The sequence below is a fragment of the Streptomyces aurantiaciflavus genome (assembly GCF_049808595.1).
Lineage (GTDB): Bacteria > Actinomycetota > Actinomycetes > Streptomycetales > Streptomycetaceae > Streptomyces.
Genome location: NZ_JBNCAQ010000001.1, coordinates 1 through 18,741, shown reverse-complemented (window position 1 = coordinate 18,741; position 18,741 = coordinate 1). Strand labels below are relative to the sequence as shown.

The following is an 18,741-nucleotide window of genomic DNA, read 5'->3' as shown; positions in this document are numbered from 1 at the left end:
ATGTCGTCCGAGATCATGCGACGGCCGGGCCCCCGCCCGGCACGACCGAAGTGTTATCACACAACCTTCACTTCGTCTTCACAGTCCCCGATTCCGGTCTCTTCGGCGGCAAGTCCGACAAGCCACCCGCCCGAGGGACACCCTGTCCCGGCGGACATCCCTTGCGGCCACAATGGGGGAATGAGCGACAGTCCAGCCCCCTCACCCCTGGCCGACCCGCACCTCGTCTACGACCCCGTCGCGGGCGACGGCCCGAAGGACGTGGTGATCCTCGGCTCCACCGGGTCGATCGGCACCCAGGCCATCGACCTCGTGCTGCGCAACCCGGACCGCTTCCGGGTGACCGGCCTGTCCGCCAACGGCGGCCGGGTCGCCCTCCTCGCCGAGCAGGCCCGCCGGCTGCGGGCGCGGACCGTCGCGGTCGCCCGCGAGGACGTCGTACCGGCCCTGCGCGAGGCGCTCACCGCCGAGTACGGCACCGGGGAGCCGCTCCCCGAGATCCTCGCCGGACCGGACGCGGCGACCGAGCTCGCCGCCTCCGACTCCCACACCGTCCTGAACGGCATCACGGGCTCCATCGGCCTCGCGCCCACCCTCGCCGCCCTGGAGGCGGGCCGCACCCTCGCGCTCGCCAACAAGGAGTCGCTCATCGTCGGCGGCCCGCTGGTCAAGGCGCTCGCCAAGCCCGGCCAGATCATCCCCGTGGACTCCGAGCACGCGGCCCTCTTCCAGGCCCTCGCGGCCGGTACCCGCGCCGACGTCCGCAAGCTCGTCGTCACCGCCTCCGGCGGCCCCTTCCGCGGCCGCACCAAGGAGGAACTGGCGAACGTCACCGTCGAGGACGCCCTCGCGCACCCCACCTGGGCCATGGGCCCCGTGATCACGATCAACTCCGCGACCCTCGTCAACAAGGGCCTGGAGGTCATCGAGGCCCACCTCCTCTACGACATTCCCTTCGACCGCATTGAGGTGGTCGTGCATCCCCAGTCGTATGTCCACTCGATGGTTGAGTTCACGGACGGATCGACACTGGCGCAGGCGACGCCCCCCGACATGCGCGGGCCCATCGCCATCGGCCTCGGCTGGCCCGAGCGGGTGCCCGACGCGGCGCCCGCCTTCGACTGGAGCAAGGCGTCGACGTGGGAGTTCTTCCCGCTCGACAACGACGCCTTCCCCTCGGTGAACCTCGCCCGGCGCGTGGGCGAGCTCGCGGGGACGGCCCCGGCGGTGTTCAACGCCGCCAACGAGGAGTGCGTGGAGGCCTTCCGCCGGGGCGCGCTGCCGTTCAACGGGATCATGGAGACCGTGACCAGAGTCGTCGACGAGCACGGCACCCCCGGCACGGGAACCTCACTCACCGTGCCGGACGTCCTGGAAGCGGAGACCTGGGCGCGGGCCCGGGCCCGGGAACTGACGGCCCAGACGGCGGAGGTCCGCGCATGACGACCCTGATGTTCATCCTCGGCATTGTGGTCTTCGCGTTCGGCCTCCTCGTGTCGATCGCCTGGCACGAGCTGGGGCACCTGTCCACGGCCAAGCTCTTCGGCATCCGCGTCCCGCAGTACATGGTCGGCTTCGGCCCCACCCTGTGGTCGCGCACCAAGGGCGAGACCGAGTACGGCGTCAAGGCGGTCCCCTTCGGCGGCTACATCCGCATGATCGGCATGTTCCCGCCCGGCGACGACGGCCGGATAACGGCCCGGTCCACCTCGCCCTGGCGCGGCATGATCGAGGACGCCCGCTCGGCCGCGTTCGAGGAGCTCAAGCCCGGCGACGAGACCCGCATGTTCTACACGCGCAAGCCGTGGAAACGGGTCATCGTGATGTTCGCGGGCCCCTTCATGAACCTCGTCCTCGCGGTCGCCCTGTTCCTCACCGTGCTGATGGGCTTCGGCATCCAGCAGCAGACCACCACCGTCGCCTCCGTCTCCCCGTGCGTCATCGCGCAGAGCGAGAACCGCGACACCTGCAAGTCCTCCGACCCGGCCTCCCCGGCCGCCGCCGCCGGCATGGAGAAGGGCGACCGGATCGTCTCCTTCGACGGCAGGCGCACCGACGACTGGGACACCCTCTCCGACCTGATCCGCGTCAGCGCCGGCCAGGAGGTCCCCATCGTCGTCGACCGCGACGGCAAGGAGCTCACCCTCCACGCGAAGATCGCCACCAACCAGGTCGCGAAGAAGGACTCCAGCGGCGCCTACGTCGAGGGCGAGTACGTCAAGGCGGGCTTCCTCGGCTTCAGCGCCGCCACCGGCGTCGTCAAGCAGGACTTGGGCGAGTCCGTGACCTGGATGACCGACCGGGTCGGCGACGCCGTCGACTCCCTCGCCGCCCTGCCGTCCAAGATCCCCGCCCTGTGGGACGCGGCCTTCGGCGACGGCCCGCGCGAGCCCGACTCCCCGATGGGCGTCGTCGGCGCGGCCCGGGTCGGCGGCGAGATCGCCACCCTCGACATCCCGGCCTCCCAGCAGCTGGCCATGTTCGTGATGCTGCTCGCCGGCTTCAACCTCTCCCTGTTCCTCTTCAACATGCTCCCGCTGCTGCCGCTCGACGGCGGCCACATCGCGGGCGCGCTCTGGGAGTCGCTGCGCCGCACCATCGCGAAGGTGCTGCGCCGCCCGGACCCGGGCCCGTTCGACGTGGCGAAGCTGATGCCCGTGGCCTACGTGGTCGCCGGGATCTTCATCTGCTTCACCATCCTCGTCCTCATCGCGGACGTGGTTAACCCGGTGAGAATCTCCTAGCCGCACGGCGTTCAGGGGCGGGGGGGGGGCGGCCGGGGGGGGGGGCCCCGCGCCGGGCCCCCCCGCCCCCCCGGGCGGGGGGGGGGGGCCGGCCCCCCCCGGGGGGGCCCCCCCCCGCCCCCCTATGAGTGGGTTTACATGCGGGATGTGCTCGGGCCAACGCCCGTGCCGTAATCTCGGAGGCCGGAGCCCGCTGCTCACGGGACCGGACCTTGATCCACGACTTGGGGTTGCACAGCAGATGACTGCGATTTCTCTCGGCATGCCGTCCGTTCCGACCAAGCTCGCCGAGCGCCGGAAGAGCCGGCAGATCCAGGTCGGCTCCGTGGCGGTCGGCGGAGACGCCCCCGTGTCCGTGCAGTCGATGACCACGACCCGTACGTCGGACATCGGCGCCACCCTCCAGCAGATCGCCGAACTCACCGCCTCCGGCTGCCAGATCGTCCGCGTCGCCTGTCCCACCCAGGACGACGCCGACGCCCTGCCGGTGATCGCGAAGAAGTCCCAGATCCCGGTCATCGCCGACATCCACTTCCAGCCCAAGTACGTCTTCGCCGCCATCGAGGCCGGCTGCGCCGCGGTCCGAGTGAACCCCGGCAACATCAAGAAGTTCGACGACCAGGTCAAGGAGATCGCCAAGGCGGCGAAGGACCACGGCACCCCGATCCGCATCGGCGTGAACGCGGGCTCCCTGGACAGGCGCCTGCTCCAGAAGTACGGCAAGGCGACGCCGGAGGCGCTGGTGGAGTCGGCGCTGTGGGAGGCCTCCCTCTTCGAGGAGCACGACTTCCGCGACATCAAGATCTCCGTGAAGCACAACGACCCGGTCGTGATGATCGAGGCCTACCGCCAGCTCGCCGCCGCCTGCGACTACCCCCTCCACCTCGGCGTGACGGAGGCGGGCCCGGCCTTCCAGGGCACCATCAAGTCGGCGGTCGCCTTCGGCGCCCTCCTGAGCCAGGGCATCGGCGACACCATCCGCGTCTCCCTCTCGGCCCCGCCGGTCGAGGAGGTCAAGGTCGGCAACCAGATCCTGGAGTCCCTGAACCTCAAGCAGCGCGGCCTGGAGATCGTCTCCTGCCCGTCCTGCGGCCGCGCCCAGGTCGACGTGTACAAGCTCGCCGAGGAGGTCACCGCCGGCCTCACCGGCATGGAGGTTCCCCTCCGCGTCGCCGTCATGGGCTGCGTCGTCAACGGCCCCGGCGAGGCCCGCGAGGCCGACCTCGGCGTCGCCTCCGGCAACGGCAAGGGCCAGATCTTCGTCAAGGGCGAGGTCATCAAGACCGTCCCCGAGTCCAAGATCGTGGAGACCCTCATCGAGGAGGCCATGAAGCTGGCCGAACAGATGGAGGCAGCAGGCGTCACGTCGGGCGAGCCGTCGGTGTCGGTGGCGGGCTGAGAAGGCTTGCGGGTGAGGGGTTGGCCGGCCCAGCCCCACCCCACCCCGTCGGGCCGAGCTTGTCGGCGCAGGCCCGCCAAGACAGCCCGTCCGGCGATTGAGGACGAGGCCCGTTCAGGGCCGAAGCGGGGGTCCGGGGGCGGCAGCCCCCGGGGACGCGACGGCAGCCGACGGTCACTTGACAACGAGCGGCACCCCCACAGGGCGACGCCGCTCAGCTTCCGCAGGTACAGTGCGGAGATCAGGCAGACCCCAGCGTGAGGCCCCGCCCGTGTTGACGCAGACCACCTCCCGGGTCCTCGAACCGAGCGACCTGGACGCCGCGCTCGCCGTTCTCGACCGCGAGCCGGTCACGAACGCCTTCGTGACCTCCCGGGTGCAGGTCGCGGGCCTGGACCCGTGGCGCCTCGGCGGCGAGATGTGGGGCTGGTACGAGGACGGCATGCTGACGTCCCTGTGCTACGCCGGCGCCAACCTGGTCCCGATCTGCGCCACCCCCCGCGCCGTCCGCGCCTTCGCCGACCGCGCCCGCCGGGCCGGCCGCCGCTGCTCCTCCATCGTCGGCCCCGTCGACTCCACCGCCCAGCTCTGGCGCCTGCTCGAACCCCACTGGGGCCCCGCCCGCGAGGTCCGCGCCCACCAGCCCCTCATGGTCACCGACCGCATGCCCGCCGACATAGCCCCGGATCCCTACGTCCGCCGCATCCGCAAGGACGAGATGGAAACGATCATGCCGGCGTGCGTGGCGATGTTCACCGAGGAGGTCGGCGTCTCCCCGATGGCCGGCGACGGCGGCCTGCTCTACCAGGCCCGCGTCGCCGAACTCGTCGGCTCCGGCCGCTCCTTCGCCCGCCTCGACGACGACGGCAGGGTCGTCTTCAAGGCCGAGATCGGCGCGGCGACCCCCCAGGCCTGCCAGATCCAGGGCGTGTGGGTGGCCCCGGAGTACCGGGGGAGGGGCCTGGCGGTCCCCGGCATGGCGGCGGTCCTGCGCTACGCCCTGGCGGACGTGTCCCCGGTGGTGAGCCTCTACGTCAACGACTTCAACACGGCGGCGAGGAGGACGTACCGGCGAGTGGGCTTCCAAGAGGTGGGCGCTTTCATGAGCGTGCTGTTCTGACCTGACGGACGGGCGCTACCAGCCATCCCCGACCCACACCCCACACACAACCGAAACCCCCCTGTAGGCTCCCGGCATGGACCTCGTCATCGGCCCCCTGGACCTCTCAGCCCACGTGGACGAGGCCCTGGCAGTCCAAGCCGTCGCCTTCGGACTGGGCCCGGACGAGGTGGCCGTCCGCAGACAGATCGTCCTGCGCCACATGACGTACCCGGGTGCGAGAGCCCTCGGAGCGACAACCCCCGAGGGCCGCCTGATCGGCTTCGTCTACGGCATGCCCAACGATCGCAGCCACTGGTGGTCCACCGTCGTGGAGCCGTATCTGCGAGCCCTGGGAAACGAGGCCTGGCTCGACGACTCCTTCGTCATCACGGAACTCCACGTCCACCCCGTCTACCAGAACCGCGGCGCGGGCCGGGCCCTGATCACCACCATCACGGACACCGCCGCCGAACCCCGCTCGATCCTCTCCGCGATCGACACGGAGAGCCCCGCGAGAGCCCTCTACCGCTCCCTCGGCTACCAGGACCTGGCCCGCCGCGTCCTCTTCCCCAGCGCCCCCCGCCCGTACGCGGTGATGGGCGCCCACCTCCCCCTGCTGCGCAAGCAGGGCCACCCCGCGAGCAGGACCGCTCCCTGAGCAGGGGCCGCTCCCCGGGCAGGGGCCGTTTCTCGAACGAGGCCGCTCCGCAGGCAATGGATTTCCGGCCGCACCGAGCTCCCGGCTAACCTCCTAGCCATCATCCTTACGCAGCAGGAGTACGAGAACATGGCCAACGCACCGGTCCAGCGCATGTCCCAGTTGATGGCGAAGACGCTGCGCGACGACCCCGCCGACGCCGAGGTCCTCAGCCACAAGCTCCTCGTCCGCGCCGGCTACGTCCGCCGTACCGCCGCCGGCATCTGGACCTGGCTGCCGCTGGGCAAGAAGGTCCTCGCCAACGTCGAGCGCATCGTCCGTGAGGAGATGGACGCGATCGGCGCCCAGGAGGTGCTGCTCCCCGCCCTGCTGCCGAAGGAGCCGTACGAGGCGACCGGCCGCTGGGACGAGTACGGCGCCGAGCTGTTCCGCCTCAACGACCGCAAGGGCGGTGACTACCTCCTCGGCCCGACCCACGAGGAGATCTTCACGCTGCTGGTGAAGGACCAGGCCTCCTCCTACAAGGACCTGCCGGTCATCCTCTACCAGATCCAGACGAAGTTCCGTGACGAGGCCCGCCCCCGCGCCGGCATCCTGCGCGGCCGCGAGTTCCAGATGAAGGACTCCTACTCCTTCGATCTGGACGACGAGGGTCTCGCCCAGTCGTACGCCCTGCACCGCCAGGCCTACCAGAAGGTCTTCGAGCGTCTCGGCCTCGACTACCGCATCTGTGCCGCGACCGCGGGCGCGATGGGCGGCTCGAAGTCGGAGGAGTTCCTCGCCCCGGCCGAGGCCGGCGAGGACACCTTCGCGGACTGCCCGAACTGCGACTTCGCCGCCAACACCGAGGCCATCACGTACGAGTTGAAGCCGGTGGACGGCGCCGGCGTGCCCGCGGCGGAGGAGATCCCGACCCCGGACACCCCGACCATCGAGACCCTCGCCGCCCACCTCGGCGTGCCGGCCTCCGCCACGCTCAAGAACCTCCTCGTGAAGGTCGACGGCGAGATCGTGGCCGTGGGCGTCCCCGGTGACCGTGAGGTCGACATGGGCAAGGTCGAGGCCCACTTCGCCCCGGCCGCCGTCGAGTTGGTCACCGCCGAGGACTTCGTGGGCCGCCCGGACCTGGTGCGCGGTTACGTCGGTCCGCAGGGCCTCGGCGAGAAGGTCAAGTACATCGCCGACCCGCGCGTGGCCCCCGGCACCTCCTGGATCACGGGCGCCAACAAGGAGGGCACGCACGCCAAGAACGTCGTCGCGGGCCGTGACTTCGAGGTCGACGCGTACGTCGACGTCGTGGTCGTCCAGGAGGGCGACCCCTGCCCGAAGTGCGGCACCGGCCTCAAGCTGGACCGCGCCATCGAGATCGGCCACATCTTCCAGCTGGGCCGCAAGTACGCCGACGCGCTGAAGCTCGACGTCCTCGGCCAGAACGGCAAGCCGGTCCGCGTCACCATGGGCTCCTACGGCATCGGCGTCTCCCGCGCGGTCGCCGCGGTCGCCGAGCAGAGCGCCGACGACAAGGGCCTGTGCTGGCCCGCCGAGGTCGCCCCGGCCGATGTCCACGTCGTCGCCGCGGGCAAGGCCCTCCAGACCGAGCTGGCCCTCGAGGTGTCCGAGAAGCTGCGCGCGGCCGGCCTGCGCGTCCTGGTCGACGACCGGGCCGGCGTCTCCCCGGGCGTGAAGTTCACCGACTCCGAGCTGATCGGCGTACCGAAGATCCTGGTCGCGGGCCGCCGCTCCGCCGAGGGCGTGGTGGAGCTGAAGGACCGCAGGACCGGCGAGCGCGAGGAACTGACGGTGGACGAGGCGATCGCCCGCCTGACGGCGTAGCCAGTCATTGGAGGCTCAAGCGATTTAAGGGTTCTCTCAGAGGGTTCTGTCGAGGCGTAGGGGCGCCTCACAGACTTCTCTCAGGCCGTTCCCCGACCGTAGGGCGTGACAGAGCGTCACTACGGAGGGGAACGGTCATGGCGACGAGAGAACAGGAGCGGGGGGCCGCGGCGGCGGTCCGCAGAGGTGCCCGGCGGACGGCGGCCTTCGCGGCGGCCGTCACGCTGGCCGGGGCAGCAGGCGTGTTCGCGCTGATCGGCACGATGCAGGCCGACGCCACGACGACGGCGGGCAACGGCACGAGCTCCAGCACGAGCAGCGGCACGGACTCCTCGTCGAGCAGTTCGTCGACCGACTCGTCCACCGACACGTCCAGCGGTTCGTCGTCGGACAGCTCCGGCAACTCCTCCTCGGGCAGCTCGGACAGCTCGTCCACCGACAGCGGCAGTTCGTCGTCGGACGACTCCGGCGGCCTCACCGCCTCCTCCGGCGGTTCCGCCGACTCCACCTCGGGGGCGTCGTGATGACCGCCCCCGCCAAGCCCCGCCCCACCGCCGCCGCCGAGTGGCGGGCCCTCGGCACCACCGTCCGCGTGGTCGTCACCGACCCGTCCCTGCTGGAGTCCTGCAACCTGCTCCTCGCCCGGCAGCTCGCCGAGGTCGACGCGGCCTGCAGCCGCTTCCGCGCCGACTCCGAACTGACCGCCCTCGACGGCACCGCAGGCCGCCCCGTCCGGGTCAGCCCCCTGCTCGCCGAGGCCCTCTACGTCGCGCTGCGCGCGGCCGAGACGACGGACGGAGCCGTGGACCCGACGGTCGGCTCCGCGATGCACGCCATCGGCTACGACCGCGACTTCACCCTCGTCCGTGAGGACGACCGCCCGGTACGGCTGACGGTCCGCCGCGCCCCCGGCTGGCGTCGGGTGACCCTGGACCGGACGACCGGCACGGTCACCGTCCCCGACGGCGTCCGCCTCGACCTCGGCGCCACGGCCAAGGCCTGGGCCGCCGACCGCGCGGCGCGCATGCTGGCGCGGACCGCCGGCTGCGGCGTGCTCGTCAGCCTCGGCGGGGACACCGCCGTCGCCGGGGAGCCCCCGTCGGACGGCTGGCAGATCCGCGTCCAGGACGTCACCGGCCCCGTCGACGAGACCCCGGCGCGGGGGCCGTACGCCACGGTCGGCCTGCACAGCGGCGGACTGGCCACCTCCGGTACGACGGCCCGCCGCTGGCGGCGCGGCGGGCAGGAGCTGCACCACATCGTCGACCCGCGCACGGGCCTGCCCGTCCGCTCCCCGTGGCGCACGGTCTCCGTCGCCGCGGCCACCTGCGCCGAGGCCAACGCGGCGAGCACGGCCGCCCTGGTCGAGGGCGCGGGCGCGGAACGCCGGCTGATCCGCCGGGGCCTGCCCGCGCGGCTGGTGGCGCAGGACGGGACGGTCGTCACCACCCCGGGCTGGCCCACCACCGCCCTGGAGGCCGCCGCATGACCTCCGAGACCCTCTGGTACGCCAACCGCGCCACCGGCGCCGTCAGCCTCGTCCTCCTGACCGTCGTCGTCCTGCTGGGCATCGCGGTGCGGCTCAGAGGCCGGATCCCCGGCCTGCCCCGGTTCGGCACGATGAGCCTGCACCGCACGCTCTCCCTCTCCGCGACCGCCTTCCTGGCCCTGCACATCACCCTGGCGATCGTCGACAGCTACGTCACCATCAGCGTCGTCGACGTCCTCGTGCCCTTCGTCTCCGACTACCAGCCCCTCTGGCTCGGCCTCGGCACGGTCTCCCTCGACCTGATGCTCGCCGTCCTGGTCACCAGCCTGCTGCGCGAACGCCTCGGCCACCGCGCCTGGCGGGCCGTCCACTGGCTGGCCCACGCCTCCTGGCCGGTCGCCCTCGTCCACGGCGTCGGCATCGGCACGGACACCGGCACCGACTGGATGACCTGGCTTACCGTCGCCTGCGTGGCCACGGTGCTCGCCGCCTCGGCCGCCCGGCTGGCCCACGCCGTCCGCGCCGCCCGCCGTACCCCCGCGGCCCTTCTCCGCACCGCAGAAGGCGCCCGCCTCCGCACCGCCGAAGGAGCCCGCCCGTGACCGCGACGACCTTCCCCGACCTTCACATGTCGCCCCGCCTGCTCGGCCCCGGCACCGCCCCCGCCGACCTTCCCGTTCACCACCAGCGCCACGGCCCCCTGCCCCACGGCGACCCCGAGGCGGTTCTCCGCGCGGTCGCCGAGTCCGGCCTCACCGGGCGCGGCGGAGCCGCCTTCCCGACGTACCGCAAGCTGGTCGCCGTGGCCGAGGCCGGACGGCGTACCGGACGCGCCCCGGTGGTCGTGGCCAACGGCGCGGAGGGCGAACCGGCGAGCCGCAAGGACCGCACCCTGCTGCACCGGTCGCCGCACCTCGTCCTGGACGGCGTGCAGGTGGCCGCCCACGCGGTCGGCGCGGGGGAGGCGTACGTGGCGGTCGAGGACGGCGCGACCTGGCTGGAATCGGCCCTCGCGCAGCGGACCGACCCGCTGCCCGTCCAGGTCGTCCGGCTCCCCAAGTCCTTCCTGTCCGGCCAGACTTCGGCGCTCGCGCGGTTCGTCTCCGGCGGCCCCGCCCGGCCCACGCACCAGCGCCCGCCGGTCCGCGAACGCGGGGTGCACCGGGCCCCGACCCTCGTGCAGAACGTGGAGACGCTGGCCCACCTCGCGCTCATCGCCCGTTACGGCGCCGACTGGTACCGCACGGCCGGCACCCCGGCCCAGCCCGGCAGCGCCCTGTGCACGCTCCACGTCCCCGGACACGAACCGCTGGTCGTCGAGGCCCCCTACGGCCTGCCGCTGGCCCGGCTGCTGCCCCTGGAGGGTACGGCGGCGGTCCTCGTCGGCGGCTACCACGGCACCTGGATCCCGGCCCGCGAGGCCGCCCGACTCGCCGTCGACGCGAGCTACTTGGGTGCCGGAGTCCTCGCCGCGCTGCCCGTCGGCCGGTGCGGACTCGCCGAGACCGCCCGCGTCCTGCGCCACCTGGCCCTGCAGTCGGCCGGCCAGTGCGGGCCCTGCCTCAACGGCCTCCCGCGCATCGCCGGCGCGTTCCGGACACTGGCCGCCCCCGGGCCCCAGGGCACGGTCCGCCACGACCTCGCCCGCTGGTCCGGCCTCGTCGAGGGCCGCGGCGCCTGCCACCACCCCGACGGCACCGTCCGCCTGGTCCGCAGCGCCCTGACCACCTTCGCCGCCGAGGCCGATGCCCACGCCCGCGGCCTGTGCACCGCGACCGACCACACACCCCTGCTGCCCGTACCCGAGGAGAACTGACCCCATGAGCACGGAGCGGCACATCGACATCGACTGGACCGCCTGCCAGGGCCACGGCCTCTGCGCGGAACTCCTCCCCGAACGGATCACCCTCGACGAGTGGGGCTACCCACTGGTCGACGGCGCCGCCGTCCCCCGGGGAGCCGTCGGACGCGCCCGCCGCGCGGTCGCCGACTGCCCGGTCCTCGCCCTCAAGGTGACCGCGGCGCAGGCGGGTTAGAGCCAGCCCGCGAACTCCAGCAGCAACTCCGCGTCCTGCTCCCGCCCCACCCGCCGCGCCCGAACCCCGGACTCCACCGCCCGGAACAGCGTCCAGCCGCGCAGCCGCTCCTGGTCCACCTCCAGGGACTCCGCGAGCCGCTTCACCCGGCGCCGGGTCGTCGCCGCGCCGGACGGGGAGGCGATCAGGTCCTCCACCCGGTCCCGGACCAGCCGGGCCAGGTCGAAGGCGCACTCGCCGACCACCGGATCCGGCCCCACGGCCAGCCACGGCATCCGCTCACCGGCCAGCACCTTGCTCTGCCGGAAGGTGCCGTGCAGCAGCCGGTGCTCGGGCGGCGCGGCCAGCAGCTCCTCACGGGCCGCGAGCGCCGCGTCCACCAGCGGGGCCACCTCGGCGTCGGCGCTCGCCCGCATGGCCAGCGCCTGCCGCCCGGTCCGTTCGGCCACGCTCTCGAAGGAGTGCCCGGCAGGCGGTTCGACCCACAGCCGCCGCAGCGTCCCCGCCGCCTCCAGCAGCGCCTTCGCCTCCGGCAACGACCGCACCGACACATCGGGATGCAGCCGCTCCAGCACCAGCACCCCTTCCGTCACGGGGCCCTCCAGCAGCAGTACGGCACCCAGGCCGCCCCAGTGCGCGAGCGCGGCCCGCTCCGCCTCCGGCCGGAACCGGGGCGGGGCCAACTTCAGCGCGGCCGGGGTCCCGTCGGCGTACCGCACCAGCACCACCAGGCTGCTGCGCCCGCCCGGCGCCTGCACCCGCTCGACGGTCAACTCGCGTAGCGCGACGGCCCGTCGGACCGTCTCCGGCAGCTTCGCCAACCAGTCGTCACCGTCCGGTGCCGTCTCACCGAGCGCCCTGACCAGACGCTGCGGCGGTTCGAAAGCCATGCGCGCGTCGTCCCTTCTGCTCCCGGTACCTCTACACCTCTGCCGTCATGCCGACGGGGTCGGCGAGCCCGCCTTCGTGGCGGAAGGCCCGGCGCCGGTGGCGGCCGGATCCGCGGCCGTGCCGGCCCGCTCGGCGAGACCAGGGAAGGCTACGCTCCCGCCGCGCCAGCGCGCCGCCCGGACCGCCGCCTCCCGCAGCGCCGCGGCGGCCTCCCGGCGCCGCGCGTCACCGGACGCCCGCACCAGGTCGGAGTACACCCCGGCCACCCGTTCCTCCAGCTCCGCCGCGAGCCGGACCGCCGCGGCGGAGTCCGGCACCGCGAACGGCAGCGCGTACGCGGCGCTCGCGACGACCGGTTCGGCGCCCAGCGCGCGCACCTCGCGCGCCAGCGCGTCCCGGCGCGCACGGTGCGCGTCGTACGCCGCCCGTGCCTCCGCGCGCCGGTCCTCGCGGATCCGCCCGCCGACGACGCCGTACCCGTACACCGCCGCGTGCTCGCCGGCCAGCGCCGCCTGGAGGGCCGTCAGTTCCCCGCTCTTCTTCTCGCTCACCGGGTTCTCGCTCATCGGGCCCCCTCCGTCAGCAGGTACGCGTGTGCCGCACCGGCCGCCGCCACCGAGGCCAGCAGCCGCGCCAGCTCGCCCGGCACCTCCACCAGGGCCGCGACCCGCCGGTCGGCGAGCGCCCGCTCGGCGGCGGCGAGGCCGCTGAGGGCGTCCTTCTCGCCTGCCGCGCCGGCGGCGGGCGGGGCGGACGGATCGGCCGAAGCCGAAGCCGAGGCCGAGCCGGAAGGCGAAGCCGAAGCCGGGCCGGACGGCGAGGCCGAAGCCGAAGACGAGGGCGAGGCCTTGGGTTTGGCCGTGGAACCGGCGCCCCCGAACGCCGCCACGTGCCGCACGACCTCCGCCCGCAGCGGCGTGAGCCGCGTCGCCAGCGCCGGATGGACGGCGAGGACGGCGTCGTACCGCTCCACCAGCCCCGCGCTGTCCCGGGCAGCACGCGCGCGTGCCCGCTCCGCGACCGACGGGCTGCCGCCCGGGCTCTCCTCACCGCTCTCCTCGGCGGAGTTGCCGCGCGAGGAGCAGCCCACGAGCAGGGCGACCCCGGCGGCCGAGGAGAGCAGGGTTCTTCTGCGCGGCCCCGAGGGGGTGCGCGACGGCGGGGGGAACGGCACGGCAGACGTCCTCGGGGAACTCGTACGACAGAAATACCGATCGGGGCGGCACGCCCGTGATCACCGTACCCGCGCGCCTGCCGGGCACCACTCATCGGCACCGCCGGGTGCCCGGGTGGCCGCTCGCCGGACGCCCGCCGGCCGCTTGGTGGACGGCAACACACCCCGCGACCGGATACCCTTTGACCTGACACGCGACCCATCCCACAACAGCACACGCGGCCGAGGAGTCACCCGGATGAGCACCACCCAGAGCGAGAGGCTGCGAGAACTGCTGGAACCGCTCGTCACCTCCCAGGGCCTCGATCTCGAAGAGATCGCCGTGGACTCCGTCGGACGCAAGCGCGTGCTGCGCGTCGTCGTCGACTCCGACACCGGTGCGGACCTGGACCGGATCGCCGATGTGAGCCGTGCGCTCTCGGCGAAGCTCGACGAGACGGACGCGATGGGCCAGGGCGAGTACACCCTCGAGGTCGGTACCCCGGGCGCGGAACGCTCCCTCACCGAGCACCGCCACTACGTCCGGGCCGCGGACCGCCTGGTGAAGTTCCAGCTCCACGAGGGCGGCGAACTCGTCGCCCGCATCCTCACCGTGGACGACGACGGCCTCGACGTCGAGGTGCCCGGAGTGAAGGGCCGCAAGCCCACCACCCGCAGACTCGCCTTCGCCGACATCGACAAGGCCCGCGTGCAGGTCGAGTTCAGCCGCAAGGACAAGCAGGACGAGAAGGACATGAAGGAAGAGGAGGAGGCGTAGCCGTGGACATCGACATGAGTGCCCTGCGGGGCTTGGTACGGGAGAAGGAGATTTCCTTCGACCTGCTGGTCGAGGCGATCGAGTCGGCCCTCCTCATCGCCTACCACCGCACCGAGGGAAGCCGCCGCCACGCGCGCGTGGAGCTCAACCGGGAGACCGGTCACGTGACCGTGTGGGCGAAGGAGGACCCCGAGGACCTCGAGGAGGGCCAGGAGCCCCGCGAGTTCGACGACACCCCGTCCGGCTTCGGCCGTATCGCCGCCACCACGGCCAAGCAGGTGATCCTGCAGCGCCTGCGCGACGCCGAGGACGACGCGACGCTCGGCGAGTACGCGGGCCGCGAGGGCGACATCGTCACCGGTGTGGTCCAGCAGGGCCGCGACCCGAAGAACGTGCTCGTCGACATCGGCAAGCTGGAGGCCATCCTCCCGGTGCAGGAGCAGGTCCCGGGCGAGACGTATTCGCACGGCCTGCGTCTGCGGTCGTACGTGGTCCGGGTGGCGAAGGGTGTCCGCGGCCCGTCCGTGACCCTCTCCCGGACCCATCCCAACCTCGTGAAGAAGCTCTTCGCGCTGGAGGTGCCGGAGATCGCCGACGGGTCCGTCGAGATCGCCGCCATCGCCCGTGAGGCCGGCCACCGCACCAAGATCGCGGTCCGTTCCACCCGTTCGGGCCTGAACGCCAAGGGCGCCTGCATCGGCCCCATGGGCGGCCGTGTGCGCAATGTCATGGGCGAGCTGAACGGTGAGAAGATCGACATCGTCGACTGGTCGGACGACCCGGCGGAGATGGTGGCCAACGCGCTGTCACCCGCCCGGGTGACCAAGGTGGAGGTCGTCGATCTGGCGGCCCGCTCCGCGCGCGTGACCGTGCCGGACTACCAGTTGTCGCTGGCGATCGGCAAGGAAGGGCAGAACGCCCGGCTCGCCGCCCGTCTGACCGGCTGGCGGATCGACATCCGGCCGGACACCGAACACCCCGGCGACCAGCGCGGGGAATAGATCCAAGCCGCAGGCCGCTGAGATCACGTCAGTGTTCGCACGGCAACTGTTCGAATCCTGGCCCAAAGGGGTGAGGTCGGTCTGGGGAGGTAGACTTAGCTGTGTCTGGCTGGACGCATGCCCGAATATGCCCTGAACGCACCTGCGTGGGGTGCCGGGAGCGAGCGGCCAAGGCGGAGCTGCTGCGCATCGTGGCGATCAAGGACGCTTGCGTCCCCGATCCTCGCGGTACGCTGCCCGGCCGGGGTGCGTACGTGCACCTCGCCCCGGTCTGTCTCGACCAGGCGGTACGCCGCCGGGCGTTCACACGGGCGTTGCGCGCCCCGGGAGCGCTCGACACAAAGGCGTTGCGTCAGTACGTCGAGCAGATGACAGTTGCCGAAGAGGCAACACCGTAAGAAGCGTCGCGCGGAACCCCCGCGCGGCCCTGGTACCTCGCGAGTCGGAAGTAGGTCGAGATTGCGATGAGCACTCGATGAGTACGCGATGAGTACGCCCATGAAGTAGCGACGGTCCGGCCGCAACCCGGACCTAAAAGGAGCGAAGTGGCTAAGGTCCGGGTATACGAACTCGCCAAGGAGTTCGGCGTGGAGAGCAAGGTCGTCATGGCCAAGCTCCAGGAACTCGGTGAATTCGTCCGTTCGGCGTCTTCGACCATCGAAGCGCCCGTGGTACGCAAACTGACTGACGCCTTCCAGGGTGGTGGCAGCGGCAAGTCCGCCAAGCCCGCCCCGCGCAAGGCTGCCCCCAAGCCCGCCGCGCCCTCCCCGGCGCAGGCGGCTCGTCCCGGTCCGGCCGCTCCTCGGCCGGCCGCCCCCAAGCCCCCCGCGGCGCAGCCGCCGGCGGCCCCCGCGGCTCCGGCCGCCTCGTCGGCTCCGTCGGCCCCCGCGCCGTCGGCTCCCGGCCCGCGTCCGGGCCCCAGGCCCGCGCCGCGTCCGGCCCCGGCCGCTCCGGAGTTCACCGCTCCGCCGTCGGCCCCGGCCGCCCCGAAGCCCGCCGGTCAGGGTCCGCGCCCCGGCGCCCCCAAGCCCGGTGGCCGTCCCGCCCCCGGTCAGGGCCAGCAGGGTGGTCAGGCTCCGCGCCCGGCCGCCGCGCAGGGTCCGCGTCCCGGTGGCGGCGCGCCGCGTCCGGGTGCCCGTCCGGCCGGTCCGCGCCCGGGCAACAACCCCTTCACCTCCGGCGGCAACGCCGGTATGGCCCGTCCGCAGGCCCCGCGCCCGCAGGGCGGCCCGCGTCCCGGTGGCCCCGGTGGCGCTCCCGGCGCCGGTCCCCGTCCCCAGGCCCCCGGTGGCCAGGGCGGCGGTCCGCGTCCGCAGGCTCCGGGCGGTTCGCGTCCGTCGCCGGCCGGCATGCCCCGTCCGCAGGGCGGCGCTCCGCGTCCCGGCGGCGGCCCCGGCGGTCCCCGTCCGAACCCCGGCATGATGCCGCAGCGTCCGGCTGCCGGCCCGCGTCCCGGCGGCGGCCCCGGCGGCCGCGGTCCCGGCGGCGGCGGTCGTCCCGGTGGCGGTGGCGGTCGTCCGGGCGGCGGCTTCGCCGGTCGTCCCGGTGGCGGTGGCGGCGGCGGCTTCGCCGGTCGTCCCGGCGGTCCCGGTGGCGGTGGCGGCGGCGGCTTCGCCGGTCGTCCCGGCGGTCCGGGCGGTGGCGGCGGTGGCCGTCCCGGCTTCGGCGGTCGTCCGGGTGGTCCCGGTGGCCGTGGTGGCACGCAGGGCGCCTTCGGTCGTCCCGGTGGTCCCGCGCGTCGCGGTCGCAAGTCGAAGCGGCAGAGGCGCCAGGAGTACGAGGCCATGCAGGCCCCGTCGGTCGGCGGCGTGATGCTGCCTCGCGGCAACGGCGAGACCATTCGCCTGTCGCGCGGTGCGTCGCTCACCGACTTCGCGGAGAAGATCAACGCCAACCCGGCGTCCCTCGTCGCGGTCATGATGAACCTCGGCGAGATGGTCACCGCGACCCAGTCCGTCTCCGACGAGACGCTGGAACTCCTCGCCGGCGAGATGAACTACACGGTTCAGATCGTGAGCCCGGAGGAGGAGGACCGCGAGCTGCTCGAGTCCTTCGACATCGAGTTCGGCGAGGACGAGGGCGACGACGAGGACCTGGTGGTCCGTCCGCCGGTCGTCACCGTCATGGGTCACGTCGACCACGGTAAGACCCGCCTGCTCGACGCCATCCGCAAGACGAACGTCATCGCGGGCGAGGCCGGTGGCATCACCCAGCACATCGGTGCCTACCAGGTCGCGACCGAGGTCAACGACGAAGAGCGCAAGATCACCTTCATCGACACCCCGGGCCACGAGGCGTTCACCGCCATGCGTGCCCGTGGTGCGAAGTCGACCGACATCGCGATCCTGGTCGTCGCGGCCAACGACGGCGTCATGCCGCAGACGGTCGAGGCGCTCAACCACGCCAAGGCGGCCGACGTCCCGATCGTCGTCGCGGTCAACAAGATCGACGTCGAGGGCGCCGACCCGACCAAGGTGCGCGGTCAGCTGACCGAGTACGGCCTGGTGGCCGAGGAGTACGGCGGCGACACGATGTTCGTCGACATCTCCGCCAAGCAGGGTCTGCACATCGACTCGCTGCTGGAGGCCGTGATCCTCACGGCCGACGCCTCGCTCGACCTGCGGGCCAACCCGAACCAGGACGCGCAGGGCATCTCGATCGAGTCCCGTCTCGACCGCGGCCGCGGTGCCGTGGCGACGGTCCTCGTCCAGCGAGGCACGCTGCGGGTCGGCGACACGATGGTCGTGGGCGACGCCTACGGTCGCGTGCGCGCCATGCTCGACGACAACGGCAACAACGTGGCCGAGGCCGGCCCGTCGACGCCGGTCCAGGTCCTGGGCCTGACCAACGTCCCGGGCGCGGGCGACAACTTCCTCGTGGTCGAGGAGGACCGTACGGCCCGCCAGATCGCGGAGAAGCGTGCGGCCCGCGAGCGCAACGCGGCCTTCGCGAAGCGCACGCGCAGGTTCTCCCTGGAGAACCTGGACGCGGCTCTGAAGGCCGGCGAGGTCCAGCAGCTGAACCTGATCATCAAGGGTGACGCTTCTGGTTCCGTCGAGGCCCTCGAGTCCTCCCTGCTCCAGCTGGACGTCGGCGAAGAGGTCGACATCCGCGTCCTGCACCGCGGCGTCGGTGCGGTCACGGAGTCCGACATCGACCTGGCGATGGGCTCGGACGCGATCGTCATCGGCTTCAACGTGCGTGCCGCCGGCCGTGCGCAGCAGATGGCCGAGCGCGAGGGTGTGGACGTCCGCTACTACTCGGTCATCTACCAGGCGATCGAGGAGATCGAGGCGGCCCTGAAGGGCATGCTGAAGCCGGAGTACGAGGAGGTCGAGCTCGGTACGGCGGAGATCCGCGAGGTCTTCAAGTCGTCCAAGCTGGGCAACATCGCCGGTGTCCTCATCCGCTCGGGCGAGGTCAAGCGCAACACCAAGGCCCGCCTCGTCCGCGACGGCAAGGTCATCGCGGAGAACCTCACCATCGAGGGCCTGCGTCGCTTCAAGGACGACGTCACCGAGATCCGCGAAGGGTTCGAGGGCGGTATCAACCTCGGCAACTTCAACGACATCAAGGTCGACGACGTCATCGCGACGTACGAGATGCGGGAGAAGCCGCGGGTGTGATCCACGGTTCGCGCCGGCCGACGGAAGCGGT

Annotated in this window: 18 protein-coding genes; 15 read left to right on the top strand and 3 right to left on the bottom strand. The window is 72.6% G+C overall.

Annotated elements, in window-relative coordinates:
* Positions 1 to 180 precede the first annotated feature (180 nt).
* The 11 genes from dxr (at position 181) to ACPT94_RS00040 (ending at position 11,261) form a co-directional block, all read left to right on the top strand.
* The gene (gene dxr / locus ACPT94_RS00090; protein WP_425244751.1) at positions 181 to 1,443 is read left to right on the top strand and encodes a 1-deoxy-D-xylulose-5-phosphate reductoisomerase; all 1,263 of its coding nucleotides are present in this window, start codon (positions 181 to 183) and stop codon (positions 1,441 to 1,443) included.
* 8 nt (positions 1,444 to 1,451) lie between these two features.
* Positions 1,452 to 2,744, top strand: a complete 1,293-nt coding sequence (locus ACPT94_RS00085) for a M50 family metallopeptidase (protein WP_425244906.1) — start codon at positions 1,452 to 1,454, stop codon at positions 2,742 to 2,744.
* 241 nt (positions 2,745 to 2,985) lie between these two features.
* Positions 2,986 to 4,143, top strand: coding sequence for a flavodoxin-dependent (E)-4-hydroxy-3-methylbut-2-enyl-diphosphate synthase (gene ispG, locus ACPT94_RS00080; protein ID WP_360345496.1), 1,158 nt, complete (start codon positions 2,986 to 2,988; stop codon positions 4,141 to 4,143).
* A 271-nt stretch (positions 4,144 to 4,414) separates the two neighbouring features.
* On the top strand, positions 4,415 to 5,263 hold the full coding sequence (locus tag ACPT94_RS00075) for a GNAT family N-acetyltransferase (protein ID WP_360345498.1): 849 nt from the start codon (positions 4,415 to 4,417) through the stop codon (positions 5,261 to 5,263).
* A 76-nt stretch (positions 5,264 to 5,339) separates the two neighbouring features.
* On the top strand, positions 5,340 to 5,903 hold the full coding sequence (locus ACPT94_RS00070) for a GNAT family N-acetyltransferase (protein WP_425244750.1): 564 nt from the start codon (positions 5,340 to 5,342) through the stop codon (positions 5,901 to 5,903).
* Positions 5,904 to 6,032: 129 nt separating this feature from the next.
* A complete protein-coding gene (locus tag ACPT94_RS00065) occupies positions 6,033 to 7,736 on the top strand; it encodes a proline--tRNA ligase (RefSeq protein WP_360345502.1) in 1,704 nt (567 codons plus the stop codon).
* A 137-nt stretch (positions 7,737 to 7,873) separates the two neighbouring features.
* Positions 7,874 to 8,260 carry a hypothetical protein gene (locus ACPT94_RS00060; protein WP_425244749.1) on the top strand — a complete coding sequence of 129 codons (387 nt, stop codon included), beginning with the start codon at positions 7,874 to 7,876 and terminating at the stop codon, positions 8,258 to 8,260.
* The gene (locus ACPT94_RS00055) at positions 8,260 to 9,225 is read left to right on the top strand and encodes an FAD:protein FMN transferase (RefSeq protein ID WP_360345506.1); all 966 of its coding nucleotides are present in this window, start codon (positions 8,260 to 8,262) and stop codon (positions 9,223 to 9,225) included. Before ACPT94_RS00060 ends, ACPT94_RS00055 begins: the two co-directional genes overlap by 1 nt.
* A complete protein-coding gene (locus ACPT94_RS00050) occupies positions 9,222 to 9,827 on the top strand; it encodes a ferric reductase-like transmembrane domain-containing protein (RefSeq protein ID WP_360345508.1) in 606 nt (201 codons plus the stop codon). The genes ACPT94_RS00055 and ACPT94_RS00050 overlap by 4 nt, the downstream gene beginning before the upstream one ends.
* Complete coding sequence (locus ACPT94_RS00045) at positions 9,824 to 11,041, top strand: NADH-ubiquinone oxidoreductase-F iron-sulfur binding region domain-containing protein (RefSeq protein WP_425244748.1); 1,218 nt, start codon at positions 9,824 to 9,826, stop codon at positions 11,039 to 11,041. The genes ACPT94_RS00050 and ACPT94_RS00045 overlap by 4 nt, the downstream gene beginning before the upstream one ends.
* A 4-nt stretch (positions 11,042 to 11,045) precedes the next feature.
* On the top strand, positions 11,046 to 11,261 hold the full coding sequence (locus ACPT94_RS00040; protein WP_360345512.1) for a ferredoxin: 216 nt from the start codon (positions 11,046 to 11,048) through the stop codon (positions 11,259 to 11,261).
* Here the strand turns inward: ACPT94_RS00040 and ACPT94_RS00035 are convergent.
* The 3 genes from ACPT94_RS00035 to ACPT94_RS00025 are packed head-to-tail and all read right to left on the bottom strand — an operon-like array spanning position 11,258 to position 13,326.
* Complete coding sequence (locus tag ACPT94_RS00035) at positions 11,258 to 12,151, bottom strand: aminoglycoside phosphotransferase family protein (protein WP_425244747.1); 894 nt, start codon at positions 12,149 to 12,151, stop codon at positions 11,258 to 11,260. The two genes, ACPT94_RS00040 and ACPT94_RS00035, sit on opposite strands and share 4 nt — an antisense overlap.
* 45 nt (positions 12,152 to 12,196) lie before the next feature.
* Positions 12,197 to 12,718, bottom strand: coding sequence for a ferritin-like domain-containing protein (locus ACPT94_RS00030; RefSeq protein WP_425244746.1), 522 nt, complete (start codon positions 12,716 to 12,718; stop codon positions 12,197 to 12,199).
* On the bottom strand, positions 12,715 to 13,326 hold the full coding sequence (locus ACPT94_RS00025; RefSeq protein ID WP_360345516.1) for a hypothetical protein: 612 nt from the start codon (positions 13,324 to 13,326) through the stop codon (positions 12,715 to 12,717). The genes ACPT94_RS00030 and ACPT94_RS00025 overlap by 4 nt, the downstream gene beginning before the upstream one ends.
* 238 nt (positions 13,327 to 13,564) lie before the next feature.
* Here ACPT94_RS00025 and rimP point away from each other — a divergent pair, with 238 nt between their 5' ends.
* The 4 genes from rimP to infB all read left to right on the top strand — a co-directional run bounded on the left by rimP (position 13,565) and on the right by infB (position 18,710).
* Positions 13,565 to 14,083, top strand: coding sequence for a ribosome maturation factor RimP (gene rimP / locus ACPT94_RS00020; RefSeq protein ID WP_360345518.1), 519 nt, complete (start codon positions 13,565 to 13,567; stop codon positions 14,081 to 14,083).
* A 2-nt stretch (positions 14,084 to 14,085) separates the two neighbouring features.
* Complete coding sequence (nusA, locus tag ACPT94_RS00015) at positions 14,086 to 15,084, top strand: transcription termination factor NusA (RefSeq protein WP_360345520.1); 999 nt, start codon at positions 14,086 to 14,088, stop codon at positions 15,082 to 15,084.
* A 101-nt stretch (positions 15,085 to 15,185) separates the two neighbouring features.
* The gene (locus tag ACPT94_RS00010; RefSeq protein ID WP_425244745.1) at positions 15,186 to 15,482 is read left to right on the top strand and encodes a YlxR family protein; all 297 of its coding nucleotides are present in this window, start codon (positions 15,186 to 15,188) and stop codon (positions 15,480 to 15,482) included.
* Between the two features lie 147 nt (positions 15,483 to 15,629).
* Positions 15,630 to 18,710 carry a translation initiation factor IF-2 gene (gene infB, locus ACPT94_RS00005; protein ID WP_360345524.1) on the top strand — a complete coding sequence of 1,027 codons (3,081 nt, stop codon included), beginning with the start codon at positions 15,630 to 15,632 and terminating at the stop codon, positions 18,708 to 18,710.
* Positions 18,711 to 18,741 lie beyond the last annotated feature (31 nt).